Genomic DNA, 16,857 nt, shown 5'->3' with positions numbered 1-16,857 from the left:
TCCCTGAACGGTCCGGCAGCCCCTGCGCCGCCGCGCGGCCCCGAAACAAGGGCAACGCGGCGGCCCGCGGATCAGGACTGGGCGTCGCGGATGGCGCGGTTGACGGCGGAGATAACGGCCTTCAGCGAGGACATGCTGGTGTTTGCATCAATGCCCACGCCCCACAGGACCCGCTCGCCCACTGCGCATTCGACATACGCTGCGGCCATCGCGTTGCCGCCTTCGGACAGGGCGTGCTCGCTGTAGTCCAGCACGCGCACGTCCACACCATCTTGGGTGAGGATGTTCAGCAGCGCGGCGATGGGACCGTTTCCGGTACCGGTACGGCTGACCTGTGCACCGTCGACGGTGAGTGACGCGTGCAGCGTCATGCCGCCGTCGTTATCAGTCTCGGTCTTGACCGAGCCCAGGGAGTAGCGTCCCCACTGGCCGTCGGTCTTGCCGGAGGGCAGGTACTCGTCCTGGAAGATCTGCCAGAGCTGGGCGCCGCTGACTTCGCCGCCCACGGTGTCCGTGCGCCGCTGGATGACACCGGAGAACTCGATCTGGGCCCGGCGGGGCAGGTCCAGGCTGTGCTCGTTCTTGAGCAGGTAGGCCACGCCACCCTTGCCGGACTGGGAGTTGACGCGGATGACGGCCTCGTAGCTGCGGCCCAGGTCCTTGGGATCAACCGGCAGGTAGGGCACCTGCCAGGTGGCGTCCGCAACGTCCTTGCCGGCGGCGGCGGCGTCGCGTTCCAGGGCCTCGAAGCCCTTCTTGATGGCGTCCTGATGTGAGCCGGAGAAAGCTGTGAACACCAGGTCGCCGCCGTAAGGGGACCGCTCGGGGACGGGCAGCTGGTTGCAGTATTCAACGGTCCGGCGGACATCATCGATGTCGGAGAAGTCGATCATCGGGTCGATGCCCTGCACGAACAGGTTCAGTCCCAGGGTCACCAGGTCCACGTTGCCGGTACGCTCGCCGTTGCCGAACAGGCAGCCTTCGATCCTGTCTGCGCCGGCCATGTAGCCCAGCTCGGCGGCGGCCACGCCGGTGCCGCGGTCGTTGTGCGGGTGCAGCGAGAGGATGATGCCTTCGCGGGGGTGCAGGTGCCGGCTCATCCATTCAATTGAATCGGCGTACACGTTGGGGGTGGCCATTTCCACGGTGGCAGGCAGGTTGATGATGACCTGCCGGTCTGCCGAGGCTTCAAAGACATCGGCGACGGCGTTGCAGACGCGGACGGCGTACTCCAGTTCCGTTCCGGTGAAGGACTCCGGTGAGTATTCGTAGGTGATGTGTGTGTCGGCCAGCGTTTCCTCGTACTTCCGGCACAGCCGCGCACCCTGGAGTGCGATGTCCAGGATGCCGTCCTCGTCCTGGTTGAAGACGACGCGCCGCTGCAGCACGGACGTGGAGTTGTACAGGTGGACGATGGCCTGCCTCGCACCTACGAGGGATTCGTACGTCCGCTCAATCAGGTGCTCTCGGGCCTGGGTGAGGACCTGGATGGTGACATCATCCGGGATGTGGTTGCCCTCGATCAGCTGGCGGACGAAGTCGAAGTCAGTCTGCGACGCGGACGGAAAGCCGACCTCGATTTCCTTGTAACCCATGCGCACCAGCAGGTCGAACATCTTCATTTTCCGTGCCGGGCTCATGGGATCGATCAGCGCCTGGTTGCCGTCCCGCAGGTCCACTGCACACCAGCGCGGGGCCTTGGTGATCACCTTGTCCGGCCATGTACGGTCCGGCATCTCGACGGTGATCTGGTCCTGGAACGGCGTGTAGCGGCGGAAGGGCATTCCTGAGGACTTCTGTGCGTTTCGCATTACTTGGGGCCTTTTCTATGGATCTTCAGTGAAAGGGTGGCCGGGCAACACAAACTCCGCAGCGAGGGTGGGCCTTGCGCTAGATAGCGTCTGTAGCCTCGCCGCGGCAGCTAAGGAGGAGGAACTCTGCACGCACCTTTTGAGGGTAACACGGGTGCGTAAGATGAAAGGGCACTACCGTCCGTAAAGTCCATCATGCAGACGCACCGGGCATTTGTGCCGGCAGCGGCGTCGCAGCAAAAGGAGTTTCAGTGCCCATTTCGGGGATCGACCTTTCCACCATTGATCACACGGTCCGGCCGCAGGACGACCTTTACCAGCACGTCAACGGTGCCTGGCTGAAGGCCACCGAGATTCCGGACGACCGGCCGCTGGAAGGGACCTTCACCGCTTTGCGGGACGGCTCGGAACTCGCCGTGCGGGACATCATCGAGGAAGCCGCCGCCAAGGGTGAATCGGCGAGCGGCATAGAACGCAAGATCGGCGGGCTGTACAACAGCTTCATGGATGAGGCCGCAGCTGAAGCGAAAGGTCTCGAACCGATCCGTCAGCGGCTCGCGGATGTCTACGCAGCAGCCTCGGCCACTGACCTCGTTGCATTGGCCGGACGGCTCTTCCGCTCGGACGTGGGCGGGCTCTTCTACATCTACCCGGCCCCTGATGCCGGAAACCCGGACCGTGTCCTGCTGTACACCGGACAGGGCGGCCTTGGCCTCCCCGATGAGTCCTACTACCGCGACGAGAAGTTTGCGCCAACGGTCGCCGCGTACCGCACCCACGTAGCAACGATGCTGGCGCTGGCGGGGCGGGAGGACGCAAAGGCTGCCGCGGAACGTGTGGTGGACCTGGAAACCAAGCTGGCCTCGCACCACTGGGACAACGTCACCCTGCGGGATCCGCAAAAGACCTACAACCTCAAGACAGCAGAGCAAGCCGGGGAACTGTTCCCACTTCTTGCCACCTGGTTCGAGGCCGCGGACATTGCCGGAGAGAAGCGGCAGGAAATCGTGGTGAGCACCCCCGACTTCTTCTCGGGCGCGGCAGCCCTCCTGGAAACCGAACCGCTGGACGCGTGGCGGGACTGGCTGGCAATGCGCGTTGTCAGCGCCGCGGCACCCTACCTGTCGCAGGCCGTCGTCGATGCGAACTTTGCGTTCTACGGCACCACGATCAGTGGCACCCCGCGAAACAAGGACCGCTGGAAGCGCGGCGTCGCTGTAGTGGAGGCGGCCCTCGGTGAGGCCGTCGGGCAGATCTACGTGGCACGGCACTTCCCGGAATCCCACAAAGCAAGGATGCAGACCCTCGTGGGCAACCTCATCGAGGCGTACCGGAGCAGCATCACCGAAGTGGGCTGGATGGGTTCGGACACCAAAGCCGAAGCCCTGCGCAAACTGGACGGGTTCCGCGCCAAGATCGGATTCCCCGACGAATGGATCGACTACTCTACCGTGGAGATAGACCCCAGTGACCTCCTCGGGAACGTGGAGCGCGCCCATAACGCCGACGTCGACCGGCACCTCGATGAGGTGGGCAAGCCGGTAGACCGCAACAAGTGGCTCATGACACCGCAGACGGTCAACGCCTACTACCACCCCATGATGAACGAGATTGTTTTCCCTGCCGCCATCCTTCAGCCGCCGTTCTTCACGGCCGACGCCGATGACGCCGTTAACTATGGCGGTATCGGGGCTGTAATCGGTCATGAAATCGGCCACGGCTTTGACGACCAGGGTTCCCAGTTCGACGGCGGTGGCGCCCTCCGCAACTGGTGGACGGACGCGGACCGGCAGGCGTTCGAGAAGCTCACCGCCCGCCTCGTGGCGCAGTACGATGCCCTCTCCCCCGCGGCCGCCCCGGGACACCACGTCAACGGCCGGCTGACCCTGGGCGAGAACATCGGCGACCTTGCGGGTCTGGCCATTGCGCACAAGGCCTACCGGATCAGCCTGGAAGGCCGGGAACCGGAGGTCCTGGACGGCCTGACCGGCCACCAGCGGTTTTTCGCTTCGTGGGCGGCCGGCTGGCGCCAGGTCATCAGGCAGGAGGAGGCAATCCGCCGCCTGGCAACTGACCCGCACTCCCCCAACGAGTTCAGGACCAACGCCATCGCCCGCAACCTCGACGCTTTCCACGAAGCCTTCGAGGTGACCGAGCAGGACGGGATGTGGATGCCGTCCGCCGAGCGGGTCAGCATCTGGTAATCCGTCCGGAGAACGGCAGCGGCCGCGGAGCCAGCCTGACGGGCTGGCACCGCGGCCGTTGCTGTAATGGCTCCGATGCCGCAGCGCGGCTGGTGAGCTACCGGACGATCAGTTCGGGGTTGGCCTGCTGGCAGCGGGCATCCCCGGCAGTCTGGTTGACGATGTCGCCCGGCAGGGCCGTGCCGGATCCGCTCCCGTAGGTGGCCCCCGACGTGAAATCGCTGCCGAGGTAGACCTGGACACCCGACACCCCGGGCGCCGGGATTACCTGTGAGGCGGGAATCCCCAGGAGCGCGGCCGCGTCCGCTGCGACGTCAGCGTAGTTGGCACCGTAGTAGACGCCTGACTGGGCTATGGCCTGCGCTTCGAACTGGGCCGCCTGGGTAAAGCCGCCGGAGACCAGTGCCTGGACGATTTCCTGGGCACGGCCGGGGACGCCGGAGCCGTTTGCCACCGAAACAGGTTGGAGGGCCTTGTTGTACGGCGGGAGGGGCGCTTCGGTTTCCGTCGGAGTCGCTGACGGGGACGGGCTTTCTGTGGGCGACGGCGTGGTGGGTGCAGTGGGGTCCGTCAGGTCGACGTCCTTCTGAAGCGCGGTGAAAAGCTGGGAACCCGCGGGTTCGGCAATTTCGAGGCGGTTGGGATCGGCCACGGCAGGCGTGGTGGGCACGGATACAAACGCCACCTTCCCGAGGTCGATGTCCTTGAGCCGGTTACCGATGGTCAGCAGGGTGGGCACCGAGGCCAGCCCTTCGTCCACCGTGAGGTTCTGGGTGACGACGTCGGCGATCTTCAGCATCCGGGCCGGATCCGACAACGTTCCCTCGTCCTTGATTTTCCGGGTCAGCGAGGACAGGAAGCCCTGCTGTGCCTGGATACGCCCCAGGTCCCCGCCGTCGGCGAACGCGTGCCGGGTGCGAAGGAAGGCGAGTGCCTGCTCGCCCTGCACGGCAGAGGTTCCTGCCGGCAGCCGGAGCCGGGAATCCGGATCATAGATGGCATCGCTGACGCAGACGTCCACGCCACCCACCGCGTTGGACAGCTCTTTTACGGCGTTGAAGTCGGCCATCATGAAATGGTCCACTTCCAGTCCGGTCAGTTTGTTGACGGTATCCACGGCACAACCGATTCCGGCCTCACCCATGGCTTCGTTGATCATCACTCCACTGCGCGCGGGATATTCACGGCCGGTCTTGGAGTCCTTGCATGCGGGGATGTTGACCAGCAGGTCACGCGGGAAGCTGATGACGCTCACACGTTTGTTGTCCTCCGAGATGTCCATCAGCATCATGACGTCAGATTTGCCATAGCCCGTTGAGTCATCGGATGTGCCGTATTCCGAGTTCTTGCCGTCGCGGGTGTCAGACCCGAGGATTAGGATCTGCATCCGCCCGGTGGCGTCATTCACCGGCCCCTCGGTGCCCGATCCGCCGGCGTTCAGTGGCGCCTTCGAGATGTTGTTCTGGAGGCGGATGAACCAAAATCCGGCAAAGGCCAGGCCGCCCACCAACGCCACAGCGACGATGGCGGTGATGATCTTCAACCAGACGGGCATCCCCCGGATGGGCCCAAAGTGCCGGGCAGCGCCCAGGCCGGCCTGGTCGGCGTGCCTGGAAACGGGGCCAGAGCCGGGTGGCGGCTCAGCGCCGAACTCGTTTTTGCCACGGCCTCGCGCCACGTGTTGAACCTTCCTCTAAATACAAAATCCGGTCCATTTTAGTGGCCGAGTCTGGGAAAACGCCGGGCGGTGACCTGCGACACCCCGCCAAAGACGTCAGAAACCGAGCTTGACCAGCTGTTTTGGATCCCGCTGCCAGTCCTTTGCCACCTTCACATGGAGATCCAGGTAGATGCGTGTGCCGAGCAGCGCCTCGATGCCCTTGCGCGCGTTGGTCCCCACCTCCCGCAGCCTGCTTCCGCCCTTGCCGATGATGATGGCTTTCTGGGACGGACGTTCCACGTAGAGGTTTACCCGCACGTCGAGGAGTGGATTGTCTTCCGGCCGGTCCTCGCGGGGAACGATCTCTTCCACCACCACGGCGAGTGAATGCGGAAGTTCATCCCGGACGCCTTCCAGCGCCGCCTCGCGGATCAGTTCGGCCACCATGACAGCCTCAGGCTCGTCGGTCAGTTCACCGTCCGGATACAGAGGGGGCGACGGCGGCATGTGGCTGATCAGGACGTCGGCCACAGTATCCACCTGGAATCCATCGTTCGCGGACACGGGGACGATGTCCCGCCACCCGTCTTCGCCCAATACTTCACGGCCGAGGGCATCGACGGCCAGCAGCTGTTCGGTCAGCGCCTGCTTGTCCACAAGGTCAGCCTTCGTCACGATGGCGATCACAGGCTTCCCGCCCGCGGCGGCAAGCTGGGCCGCGATGAACTTGTCGCCGGGACCGATCTTTTCGTTGGCGGGCAGGCAGAAGCCGATGGCGTCCACCTCTGCGAGGGTGTCGGCCACCAGGTCGTTCAGGCGCTTGCCGAGCAGGGTCCGCGGCCGGTGCAGCCCCGGTGTGTCCACCAGGATCAGCTGGGCGTCCTCCCGGTGAACGATCCCCCGGATGGTGTGCCGGGTGGTCTGGGGTTTGGCAGACGTGATGGCTACTTTCTTACCCACCAGGGCGTTGGTCAAAGTGGACTTGCCCGCGTTGGGACGCCCGACGAGGACCGAGAACCCCGCCCGGAATCCGCCGAAATCGTCCTCTGCCTGGGCCTTACTTTTCTTGCTCACGTGGAACTCCCTGCTGGGTTGCTTCCGCCTCATGGAAGAGGTCTTCAAGGTCAGTGTCTACTGTTGGCACGGGCGCCGCAATGATGTGGCTGACGCGGTTGCGGCGGCCCTCAAGCCGGTCGGCCCGCAGCGATACGCCTTGGACTTCCACCCGGCTGCCCACGATGGGAACGCGTCCCAACGCTTTGGCGAGGAGTCCGCCCGCGGTGTCCACCTCGTCGTCGTCAAGCTCGATATCAAAGAGCTCTCCGAGGTCATCGATGCTCATCCTGGAGCTGACGCGGTAGGAACCGTCACCGAGCTCGACGGCCTCGGCGCTTTCGGTGTCGTATTCGTCAACGATCTCGCCAACGATTTCCTCGATCAGGTCCTCCAGCGTGACCAGGCCGGCCGTGCCGCCGTACTCGTCGATGACGATGGCCACATGCGTCGATTCCTTCTGCAGTTCGCGCAGCAGGTCGCTCACCGGTTTTGATTCCGGCACGTAGCGGACCTCGCGGGCCATGGAGTCAACCGTGGGCGGTTCGACGCCGGCGTCCAGTTCGTGTACGACGGCGGCCACGTCCTTGAGGTAGACGATCCCCAGGATGTGGTCGGTGTCCTCGCCGATGACCGGGACCCGGGAGTAGCCGGACCGGAGGAACAGGGACATGGCCTCGTGCAGGCTCGAACCGGAGTCGATGCCGACAATGTCCGTCCTGGGCACCATGACGGCACGGACCAGGGTGTCCCCGAAATCAAACACCGACTGGATCATCTCAGCTTCGGTGTCCTCGATCATGTCGGATTCGCTGGCGCGGTCCACCAGTTCACGGAATTCCTGCTCGCTGAAGAAGGCTTCATCCCCTCCGGGTGCGCCCGGGGCTGCAGCGCTTCCCAACGCGACGAGCCATCCCGGGATGGGTCCGAGGACCCACGTCAGGAAACGGATCATCGGCGCCGTGAAACGCACCACTGCAGCCGAGTGGAGCCTGCCCAACTGGCGGGGTGAGACACCCACGATCACGAACCCGAGCAGCGCCATGATGCCGGTCGCTGCAAGGCCGGCCAGCCAGATGTCGTCCAGGAGACTGTAGAGCAGTACCGAGACGGCAACCGCGGAGGCCATTTCGAACCAGACACGCCAGAACCGCAGGGCCCGGATATGCGCAACGGGCTCGCGGAGGATGTTGCGCATTGCAGTTCCGCGGCTGCGGAGCAGTGCTTCTTCCGCATCGTGGCGGGGGAGGAAATTGAAGGCGGCCTCGGCCGCGGTGAGTACGGCGGCGATGGCCAGGAAGACCAGGGCCATCGCCACCAGGAGCAGGGGCGTCACTGGGTGGTCTCGGCGGGCGCTTCCTTGCCGGTGAAGCCGGTCAGGAGTTCGCGCTGGAGCCCGAACATCTCTTCTTTCTCTTCGGGCTCGGCATGGTCATAGCCCAAAAGGTGCAGGATGCCGTGCGTGGTCAGCAGCAGCATCTCATCCTGGAGGGCGTGGCCGGCGTTTTTGGCCTGGACTTGTGCCACCTGGGGGCAGATGGCGATGTCGCCGAGCATCCCCTGCGGGGTGGGACGGTCCGGAGTTCCGGGCGTGAGTTCATCCATGGGCACCGACAACACGTCGGTTGCCCCGGGCTCGTCCATGAGTTCGACGTGAAGCTTCTCCATGGCTGGCTCATCCACCAGGAGAATGGACAGTTCGGCCTGCGGATGGATGTAAAGCTGTTCAAAAATGTACCGGGACAGGGCTACCAGCCCCGCCTCGTCCACCTGGACGCCGGATTCGTTGTTCACCTCGATGCTCATGCGTGCTCCCCCCGCTTTTCCCTGCCGGCCGTTTGCCGGGCACGGTTCCTTTGCCTGTCGTCCCAGATGCTGTAGGCATTGACGATGTCTCCCACGAGGCGGTGCCGTACCACGTCCGCCGCATCAAGGACGGAGAAGTTCACGCCTTCGATGCCGTGCAGGATCTCCTCCACGATCCGCAGCCCGGACCGTGTCCCGAAGGGCAGGTCCACCTGGGTGACGTCACCGGTGACCACCATCTTGGAACCGAAGCCCAGCCGGGTGAGGAACATCTTCATCTGTTCCGGGGTGGTGTTCTGGGCCTCATCCAGGATGATGAATGCGTCATTGAGCGTCCTGCCGCGCATGTAGGCCAGCGGAGCCACCTCAATGGTTCCGGCTGCCATGAGCCGCGGAATGGATTCGGGGTCCATCATGTCGTGGAGCGCATCGTAGAGCGGCCTCAAGTAGGGGTCGATCTTGTCGCTCAGGGTTCCGGGCAGGAATCCGAGGCGTTCGCCTGCTTCGACGGCCGGGCGGGTAAGGATAATGCGGCTGACTTCCTTCTGCTGAAGGGCCTGGACAGCCTTGGCCATGGCCAGGTACGTCTTGCCGGTTCCGGCGGGGCCGATGCCGAAAATGACGGTGTTGTCATCGATGGCGTCGACGTAGTTCTTCTGGTTCAGCGTCTTGGGCCGGATGGTCCTGCCCCGGCTGGAGAGGATGTCGTGCGTCAGCACATCCACGGGGTTCTGGAGCGACTGGCTCCGGAGCAGTGCCACCAGCTGCTGCAGGACCGCGGGGGTGATGACAGTGCCGCGTGCCACCAGCCCGCGGACTTCCTGGAGGAGCCGCATGATCCGGGGAACGTCGCCGGCCGGGCCGCTGAGGGAAAGTTCGTTGCCGCGGACGTGGAAGTTGACGTCCGGGAACTGCTCCTCGATGTACCGCAGCGCCTCATCGTGGCTGCCGAGTGACTGGACCATCTGATCGGAATTGTCGAAAAGGACTACCTCGGTCCGGACGCCGGGAAGGGTGTGGGGAAATTCCCCGGCAGTGCCCTCTCCCGTGTTGAGCCGGCGCTTTCCGTTGGCTGATTCAGTCATGGTGCTGGCCCGCAGGCCTGTGGTCCCCTCGAGGTAGTTTCTACTGTCGTCCCGGTCCGGGAAACCAGTGCCAGGTTTCTGCGCTCCGTGATCCTTTTATCTTACGCCAGCGCACCCTGCCCTTCGGCAAAGCGGAACAGAGGGAGACCGTAGGCGGCCACACGCACGAGGGGACAGGGAGCAGCTGCGCCCACGCAGTATCGGTCATTAGGTATCAACTTCATATCGTCCTCATATCGTTCCCGTTGCAGTTGTGCCCCATGGCCGGAACCGGGCAAATCGCTTCGCCGGGCTGTGCAATGCTGGAAATCCAGCCACGGCTGTGACATTGGGCCGACCGGGGAACGGCCCTCACGACAGGAAAGGAAAGGCACAAGTGCCGGATACCGTTGCGCCCCGCCGGGCAGGTCGACACGTGGGCCGCGCCCGCGCGTTCGTGCTGGCAGGTGTCCTGACGGCCGTGCCGATCCTTGCCGGTTGCGTAGCAGAACCTGGCCCCTCCCCCACGGGCACCCTCATGACCGGGCCTGCGACCACGGGAAGCCCGGAGCCGCCTTCCACCAGCGCCCCGCTGGAAACCACGCAGTCGTCCAACAAGGCGCCCGTTTACTGGATAGGCCGCAGCAGCAGCAACGTCTTCCTGTACAGGGAGTTCCGGGACGTGCCTGAACAGGAGAACCCGGTGACGCGCGCACTGCGTGCCATGATGTCCGATAAGCCCCTTGACCCTGACTTCTTCACCCCGTGGCAGAACCCCGGCAAGCTGGCCACCTCGATTTCCGGCAAGGACGTCATCACCGTCGATGTCTCCGAGGACGCCTTCAACAGCAACCTGGATGCGGACATGGCCGCCCGGGCAGTCCAGCAGCTCGTCTACACGGCCACTGCTGCCGCAGCCAGTTCCGGGTTGATCGACTCCGGCCAGCAGATCCGGGTACGGATCCTTGTGGACGGCCACACCGACTACATGGCTTTCGGGCAGGTTCAGCTGGGCGCCCTGATGACCAGGACGGCGGGCCTGGTGGCTCCTGTCTGGATCATCGATCCCCAGGAAAGCTCCGAAGTGGCGGACGGCAGTGTCAAAATCACCGGACGCAGCACATCGGCGGGCGGCAAGCTTCGCTGGCAGATCCTGCGGACCGGGGACAACGGCGCCAAGGCGCCCTTCCTCACCGGCGAAACCACGGCGTCGTCGGAACAGGGGCAGGCAGGAGTGTTCACGCTGGCCCTGACCCTCCCCGCCGGGGACTACGAACTGAGGGTCGCCCAGGCCGGGTCCGACGGCGGGCCGGACCAGTTCGAGGACAACCGGTCCTTCAAGGTCAGGTAGCGTCCCAGCGCCCCAGGATGTCGCTGGAGAGCACGACGGCGGCAGGACCGGCCGTGGATGAGCGCAGCACGTGGTGGCCCAGAAGGCCCGTGACGGCTCCGCGGTCGCAGAGGCGCGTCACCTCCCGTGGGCTGATTCCACCCTCCGGGCCCACGATGAGGAGCACTTCACGGGTTCCGGTGCCGCTGGCACCGTCCCAGCCTTCCAGCACAGAACGGAGGGGCCGCACTGCGTCTTCGTGCAGGATGACTGCCAGGTCCGCGGCTTCCACGGCGGCAGCAAGTGCAGCGGTGTCGACGGCGGGACGCACCTCAGGGATCCATGCCCGCCGCGCCTGCTTGGCGGCAGCGCCCACCACGGACTGCCATTTGGCGTGCGCCTTGGCGGCCCGGTCACCTTTCCATCGCACGATGGAACGTTCGGACTGCCAGGGAATGACGGCGTCGATGCCCAGTTCAGTGGCGGTCTCGATGGCGAGCTCATCGCGGTCGCCCTTGGCGAGGGCCTGCACCAGCACCAGTCGGACACTGGGGCGGGCCTCCTCCACCAGGGCACCGCACCGCACCGTGAGGCGGGTGCCTGCGGCCTCGGCCACCGTCCCGCTCATGCGGGTACCCGCGCCGTCGACGATGTCCACGGCTTCGCCCGCCGCGAGGCGCTTTACGGCAACAGCGTGGCGTGCCTCCGGCCCCTCCAGGACAAACTCCATGCCCTCCTCCAGCCCGTCAAGGGATCCGGCGGAGGCAAAAAAGACGGGGTTGCTCACCGCTACAGGTTACCCAGCCGGTCCCGCAGCTTCGCGAACATCCCGCCGCTGGCAGCGAGCTTGCCTTCGGTGATCTGTTCTCCGCGGAGCTTGGCAAGCTGCCGGAGGAGCTCCTCCTGCGCTGCGTCGAGCTTGGCCGGCGTTTCCACCTGCAGGTGCACCTTCAGGTCGCCGCGGCCGTATCCGCGCAGGTGGGTGACGCCAAGGCCGCGGAGGGTGATGATTTCACCGGACTGGGTGCCTGGCTTCACGTCGATGTCCTGGGTTCCGTCGAAGGTCTCCAGGCTGACGTCGGTGCCCAGCGCCGCCGCCGTCATGGGAATGTTCAGGGTTGCGTGCAGGTCGTCGCCGTCCCGCACATAGGTGGCGTCGTTGTTGACGCGGACCTCTACGTAGAGGTCGCCGGAGGGGCCGCCCGCGGGGCCGGCCTCGCCCTGTCCGGTCAGCTGGATGCGTGTTCCGGTTGCGACGCCGGCGGGAACCTTGATGGTCAGGGAGCGGCGGCTCCGGATGCGGCCCTGGCCGCTGCATTCATTGCAGGGGTCCTTGATGACCGTGCCGAAACCCTCGCAGGTACCGCACGGTGCAGCGGTCATGACCTGGCCGAGGATCGAACGGACAGCGCGCTGGACCTGGCCACTGCCCCCGCAGATGTCGCAGCGTTCGGGGTGCGTCCCCGGACGGCAGCATGACCCCTCACAGGTGGGGCAGGTGACTGCAGTGTCCACCTCAAGTTTTTTGTTGACGCCGAAGACAGCGTCCCGCAGTTCGATACGGACGCTGATGAGTGCATCCTGGCCGCGGCGGACCCGTGAGGCGGGTCCGGAGGATCCCCCGGCGCCGAAGAACGTGTCGAAGATGTCCTGGAAGGCAAAGCCCTGGCCGGCGTAGCTTCCGCCACCAAATCCGTTGTCGGTGCCGTTCTCGTTGCCGGTGGTGTCGTAAACCCGGCGTTTCTGCGGATCGGAGAGGACTTCGTAGGCGTGCGTCACCGCCTTGAAGCGGTCCGCCGCATCTTCGCCCGGGTTGACGTCAGGGTGGAGTGTCCGGGCCAGCTTGCGGTAGGCCTTCTTGATTTCTTCTCCGGTGGCTTCCGGTGAAACTCCAAGGACGTCATAGTGGCTGCTCAAAGTTCGTATCTCTTCCTTGTTGTACTGCCTGCGGTGGGGCTGCCGTGCGGGCCCGGCGGCTGTGGTGCCGGGCCGGGCCGGTCAGGGACCCAGGATGCGGGAAAGGTAACGGGCAACTGCCCTGACGGCCGCCATGGTGTTGGGATAGTCCATCCGGGTGGGACCCAGGATGCCGATCTTGGCCACGCTGTCCGGACCGTAGCCGGTGGCCACGACCGACGCTTCGGCCAGGCCGTCGTAAGGGTTTTCGCGGCCGATGCTGACGGCCACGCCACGGTGGTCCTGCGCCATGTCGCTCAGCAGCCGCAGCATCACCACCTGTTCTTCCAAAGCTTCCAGCACGGGGCCGATGCTCAGCGGAAAGTCGACATTGGACCGGGCCAGGTTGGCCGTGCCGGCCATGACCATCCGGTCCTCGCGACTGCTGTGCGCGAGTATTTCCAGGGCGTGGGCCAGCGACTGCGCCGCCTGCCGCTCCCCCGGACTGACAGAGGAGACGACGGCGGGAAGGGCCTGCGCCAGCCGGGCCAGCGGTGTTCCGGCCAGGGTTCCCAGGAAACGGCTACGCAGCGCGGACAGCGCTTCGTCCGCGAGGTCCTGCCCGGCGTCGATGACGCGCTGCTCCACGTTGCCGCTGTTCGCGATCAGGACCACCAGGACCTTGCGCGGCGCCAGCAGGACGAACTCGATGTGCCGGATCAGCGCCCGGCTGAGGTGGGGGTACTGGACCACTGCCACCTGGTTGGTCAGCTGGGACAACAGCCGCACGGTGCGGTCGAGGACGTCGTCAAGGTCGTCGGATCCCTCCAGGAGGGACTGGATGGCGCGCCGTTCGGCTTGCGAGAGCGGCTTCACGGCCGAAATTTGGTCCACGAACAATCGGTAACCCTTGTCCGTGGGAATCCGGCCGGCGCTGGTGTGCGGCGCCGTGATGAGGCCCTCGTCCTCAAGCGCCGCCATATCGTTCCGGATGGTGGCACTGGAAACGCCCAGGTGATGCCTTTCCACCAGGGCCTTGGAACCTACCGGCTCGCGGGAGTGGACGTAGTCCTCCACGATGGCCCGCAGTACTTCAAGCTTGCGCGGCTCACTCACACTCCACCTCCATCCAGTCGGGGTGGATCAGCCACCCGTTCCTTCCTGCCAGTCTGCACGCACTCGAACATGCACTCGAACTGTTAGCGCTCGAATTGTTAGCACTCGACATGCCTAAGTGCTAACAGTCTATTATGCCTTGGCCCGTTGTTAGCATTGGTACCGCTCCGGGCGAAATTCCGGGACAAGACCTACGGCGAGGCGGAGTGACCATGGATTACCAGAATTGGGGCCCGAGGGACATGTCGGCTCCCGCCCGTACACAACTGCCGGAAGTGCCTGTGGAACGGGGCATGGTGCTCGAAGACGTACAGTCCGGATGGGTAGGGGCCGTCACCCGGGTGGAAAAGTCCGGCGGCATGCACGTGGTGGCCCTCGAAGACCGGCGCGGAAAGTCGCGGACCTTCCGGCTGGGATTTGGGTTCCTCCTCGAGGGCCGTGCCATCAGGCTGATGCCACCGGCACCCCGGCCCGCAGCGGGCGGCCCGTCAGCCGGGCGCACCGCCTCAGGTTCCGTACGTGTCGCAGGCCAGCGCGCGCAGGTGGCCAAGGCGAGCCGCATCTGGGTGGAAGGCAAGCACGACGCCGAACTCGTCGAGAAGGTATGGGGAGACGACCTCCGGGTGGAGGGCATCGTCGTCGAACCCCTGCATGGCATCGACGACCTCGCCGGGGCGGTAAAGGAATTCAGGCCCGGCCCGGGCCGTCGGCTGGGCGTGCTGGTGGACCATCTGGTCCCTGACTCCAAGGAATCCCGCATTGCTGACGCTGTCATGGCCGGCCCTGGCGCTGCTGGCAACGTCCTGATTGTCGGCCACCCCTATGTGGATGTGTGGCAGGCCATCCGGCCTTCCGTGCTGGGCATTCCGCAGTGGCCGTCCGTACCGCGGGGCCAGGACTGGAAAACCGGGATCCTCAAGGCGTTCGGCTGGCCGCACTCCACGAAGGAGGACGTCGGGCTGGGATGGCAGAAACTGCTCGGCGCCGTCCATACCTACGCGGACCTGGAGGCTTCACTGCTGGGCCGGGTCGAGGAAGTCATCGACTTCCTCACAGCACCCTGACGGACGCCGGACCGGCAAACACCAGTATTCTTGATACTGCGGTGCCCCGCGATCCGCAGGGGCGCCGAAGCACCAACTGCATCCCCAGCATCAATTTGCACTTTTCGAAGGAACAGACTGTGGCAGAAAACGCACGCGAGCACAGGGACGGCCAAAGCAGCACCGGCCGTTCCGAATACCACGGCGTCCCCGCGAATGCGCTGCCGCTCACGGCCAGCGAAGACCGGCAATGGGCCACCCTGGCACACTTCGGCGGGATCCTGGGCTGCGTCCCCGCCCTGCTGATCTTCCTCATCTTCCGCGACCGGGGGCCCTTCACGGCCCAGGAGTCGAAGGAGGCCCTGAACTTCAGCTTGCCGCCCACCATCGCAGCGGTAGTGGCGAACATCCTGGTGTTCATTCCCGTGGTCGGAAACATCTTTGCCGTGATCGCCACGTTGATCTGGATTGCCCTGACGTGCTTTTCGGTGGCGGCCGGCATCCACGTCAACCGCGGCCAACCGCACCGGTACCAGTTCAACCTGCGCTGGATCAAGTAGTCCCGCCGGCTCCCTGCCCCCGCAAGCCGGTCCGGGGACCTCTTCGGCCCTGGGCCCACCCGCAGCATCCCAGCCCTAGTCGGGCAGGATCCGGCGTACCACCGCGTCGGCCAGGAGCCGGCCCTTCAGCGTCAGGACCAGCGTCCCCCGGAATGCTGCGCCCGGATCCACCAGCCCCTCAGCAATGAGCCCGGCGATCTGGTGCCGCCCCACTGTATCCAGGCTTGCCACTTCCAGCCCGGACTGGAGGCGGGCCTCAAGCATGACCCGCTCCACGTTCCGGGTCTCTGCGTCCAGGGTTTCGCGTCCGGCGGCCGGAGAGTTCCCCTGCACCAGCCGGCCGGCATACGCGGCAGGATGCTTCACGTTCCACCAGCGCACGCCGCCCACATGCGAGTGCGCGCCCGGCCCGATTCCCCACCAGTCGTCGCCGCGCCAGTAAGCGAGGTTGTGCCGGCAGGCCTGTTCCGGCGTGCGTGCCCAGTTGCTGACCTCGTACCACTCCAGGCCTGCAGAGGTGATCAGGCGGTCAGCGAGCTCGTACTTGTCTGCGTGATCGTCGTCGTCGATGCCCGGGACCTCGCCGCGCCGGATCTGCGCCGCCAACTTGGTGCCGTCCTCAACGATCAGCGCATAGGCGCTGATGTGATCCGGTCGATAGGACAACGCAGTTTCAAGGGAGAACTGCCAATCGGCCAACGACTCCCCCGGCGTCCCATAGATCAGGTCGAGGCTCACTGCCAGGCCGGCGTCCCGTGCCCACTGCACCACCAGGGGAACCCTGCTCGGTGTGTGGGTGCGGTCCAAAACCTTCAGGACGTGCGGAACGGCGGACTGCATCCCGAATGAGACCCGTGTAAAGCCGGCATCCCTGAGCACAGCCAGGGACTCCGGGGTCACCGAATCGGGATTCGCCTCAGTGGTGACCTCGGCGCCTTCCTCGATCCCCCATTGGTCGATAGCCGTCCGAAGAATCGAAGCCAGGTCTTCGGCGGGCAACAGCGTGGGTGTGCCGCCGCCGAAAAAGACGGTGCTGAGCTTGCGGTCCGGTACACCGGATGCCTTGAGCACCGTAGCCGCAAACGCCACCTCGGACGCTGCCGTACCGGCATAGGCATCCTGCGAGGCACCGCCGCCGAGTTCGGTGGCTGTGTAGGTGTTGAAGTCGCAGTAACCGCAGCGCACGGCGCAGAAGGGGATGTGGACATACAGCCCGAACGCGCGCTCTCCCGCGCCGACGGCCGCCTGCGGAGGCAGGATGCCGTCCGACGGCGCCGGGTCACCAAGGGGAAGTACGCTGGGCATCAGCGGGTA

The 16,857-nt window shown here is 65.3% G+C and carries 14 protein-coding genes; 4 read left to right on the top strand and 10 right to left on the bottom strand.

Annotated features, from left to right (window positions below):
* Window positions 1–71 precede the first annotated feature (71 nt).
* On the bottom strand, window positions 72–1,811 hold the full coding sequence (gene leuA, locus OVA06_RS08300; protein WP_268157560.1) for a 2-isopropylmalate synthase: 1,740 nt from the start codon (window positions 1,809–1,811) through the stop codon (window positions 72–74).
* A 251-nt stretch (window positions 1,812–2,062) separates the two neighbouring features.
* Here leuA and OVA06_RS08295 point away from each other — a divergent pair, with 251 nt between their 5' ends.
* A complete protein-coding gene (locus tag OVA06_RS08295; RefSeq protein WP_268157558.1) occupies window positions 2,063–4,015 on the top strand; it encodes a M13 family metallopeptidase in 1,953 nt (650 codons plus the stop codon).
* Window positions 4,016–4,112: 97 nt separating this feature from the next.
* On the opposite strand, the gene OVA06_RS08290 is transcribed toward OVA06_RS08295, so the two are convergent.
* The 5 genes from OVA06_RS08290 to OVA06_RS08270 form a co-directional block, all read right to left on the bottom strand.
* The gene (locus OVA06_RS08290) at window positions 4,113–5,570 is read right to left on the bottom strand and encodes an LCP family protein (RefSeq protein WP_442793577.1); all 1,458 of its coding nucleotides are present in this window, start codon (window positions 5,568–5,570) and stop codon (window positions 4,113–4,115) included.
* Between the two features lie 219 nt (window positions 5,571–5,789).
* Window positions 5,790–6,749: a GTPase Era gene (era, locus tag OVA06_RS08285; RefSeq protein WP_056079309.1), complete on the bottom strand. Its 960-nt coding sequence runs from the start codon at window positions 6,747–6,749 to the stop codon at window positions 5,790–5,792.
* Window positions 6,733–8,064 (bottom strand): hemolysin family protein, encoded by a 1,332-nt coding sequence (locus OVA06_RS08280; protein WP_268157554.1) that lies wholly within the window; start codon window positions 8,062–8,064, stop codon window positions 6,733–6,735. The genes era and OVA06_RS08280 overlap by 17 nt, the downstream gene beginning before the upstream one ends.
* The gene (ybeY, locus tag OVA06_RS08275) at window positions 8,061–8,534 is read right to left on the bottom strand and encodes an rRNA maturation RNase YbeY (protein ID WP_056079315.1); all 474 of its coding nucleotides are present in this window, start codon (window positions 8,532–8,534) and stop codon (window positions 8,061–8,063) included. Before ybeY ends, OVA06_RS08280 begins: the two co-directional genes overlap by 4 nt.
* Window positions 8,531–9,619: a PhoH family protein gene (locus tag OVA06_RS08270; protein WP_015937162.1), complete on the bottom strand. Its 1,089-nt coding sequence runs from the start codon at window positions 9,617–9,619 to the stop codon at window positions 8,531–8,533. Before OVA06_RS08270 ends, ybeY begins: the two co-directional genes overlap by 4 nt.
* A 376-nt stretch (window positions 9,620–9,995) precedes the next feature.
* Here OVA06_RS08270 and OVA06_RS08265 point away from each other — a divergent pair, with 376 nt between their 5' ends.
* Window positions 9,996–10,949 (top strand): GerMN domain-containing protein, encoded by a 954-nt coding sequence (locus tag OVA06_RS08265; RefSeq protein WP_268157551.1) that lies wholly within the window; start codon window positions 9,996–9,998, stop codon window positions 10,947–10,949.
* On the opposite strand, the gene OVA06_RS08260 is transcribed toward OVA06_RS08265, so the two are convergent.
* The 3 genes from OVA06_RS08260 to hrcA all read right to left on the bottom strand — a co-directional run bounded on the left by OVA06_RS08260 (window position 10,942) and on the right by hrcA (window position 13,940).
* A complete protein-coding gene (locus tag OVA06_RS08260; protein WP_268157550.1) occupies window positions 10,942–11,715 on the bottom strand; it encodes a 16S rRNA (uracil(1498)-N(3))-methyltransferase in 774 nt (257 codons plus the stop codon). The two genes, OVA06_RS08265 and OVA06_RS08260, sit on opposite strands and share 8 nt — an antisense overlap.
* 2 nt (window positions 11,716–11,717) lie before the next feature.
* Window positions 11,718–12,845 (bottom strand): molecular chaperone DnaJ, encoded by a 1,128-nt coding sequence (gene dnaJ / locus OVA06_RS08255; RefSeq protein ID WP_056079325.1) that lies wholly within the window; start codon window positions 12,843–12,845, stop codon window positions 11,718–11,720.
* 81 nt (window positions 12,846–12,926) lie between these two features.
* Window positions 12,927–13,940 carry a heat-inducible transcriptional repressor HrcA gene (gene hrcA / locus OVA06_RS08250; protein ID WP_056079328.1) on the bottom strand — a complete coding sequence of 338 codons (1,014 nt, stop codon included), beginning with the start codon at window positions 13,938–13,940 and terminating at the stop codon, window positions 12,927–12,929.
* 212 nt (window positions 13,941–14,152) lie between these two features.
* On the opposite strand from hrcA, the gene OVA06_RS08245 reads away from it, so the two are divergent.
* Together OVA06_RS08245 and OVA06_RS08240 are read left to right on the top strand one after the other, a co-directional pair.
* Window positions 14,153–15,004 carry a DUF3097 domain-containing protein gene (locus OVA06_RS08245; RefSeq protein ID WP_268157547.1) on the top strand — a complete coding sequence of 284 codons (852 nt, stop codon included), beginning with the start codon at window positions 14,153–14,155 and terminating at the stop codon, window positions 15,002–15,004.
* Between the two features lie 119 nt (window positions 15,005–15,123).
* Window positions 15,124–15,543 carry a DUF4870 domain-containing protein gene (locus OVA06_RS08240; RefSeq protein ID WP_045731418.1) on the top strand — a complete coding sequence of 140 codons (420 nt, stop codon included), beginning with the start codon at window positions 15,124–15,126 and terminating at the stop codon, window positions 15,541–15,543.
* Between the two features lie 75 nt (window positions 15,544–15,618).
* Here OVA06_RS08240 and hemW read toward each other — a convergent pair whose 3' ends face one another.
* Window positions 15,619–16,848, bottom strand: a complete 1,230-nt coding sequence (gene hemW / locus OVA06_RS08235; protein ID WP_268157544.1) for a radical SAM family heme chaperone HemW — start codon at window positions 16,846–16,848, stop codon at window positions 15,619–15,621.
* Window positions 16,849–16,857: the final 9 nt, after the last annotated feature.

It is taken from the genome of Pseudarthrobacter sp. SL88 (genome assembly GCF_026672455.1).
GTDB lineage: Bacteria > Actinomycetota > Actinomycetes > Actinomycetales > Micrococcaceae > Arthrobacter.
Note: the sequence above shows the minus strand (reverse complement) of the source record. Positions and strands in the feature narration are given on the sequence as shown.

Bases quoted from the DNA above. Each gene is read 5' to 3' on its own strand.
- OVA06_RS08270 (WP_015937162.1), bottom strand. From the start codon at position 9,619: ATGACTGAATCAGCCAACGGAAAGCGCCGGCTCAACACGGGAGAGGGC.
- OVA06_RS08245 (WP_268157547.1), top strand. From the start codon at position 14,153: ATGGATTACCAGAATTGGGGCCCGAGGGACATGTCGGCTCCCGCCCGT.
- OVA06_RS08290 (WP_442793577.1), bottom strand. From the start codon at position 5,570: ATGCCCGTCTGGTTGAAGATCATCACCGCCATCGTCGCTGTGGCGTTG.
- leuA (WP_268157560.1), bottom strand. From the start codon at position 1,811: ATGCGAAACGCACAGAAGTCCTCAGGAATGCCCTTCCGCCGCTACACG.
- ybeY (WP_056079315.1), bottom strand. From the start codon at position 8,534: ATGAGCATCGAGGTGAACAACGAATCCGGCGTCCAGGTGGACGAGGCG.
- hemW (WP_268157544.1), bottom strand. From the start codon at position 16,848: ATGCCCAGCGTACTTCCCCTTGGTGACCCGGCGCCGTCGGACGGCATC.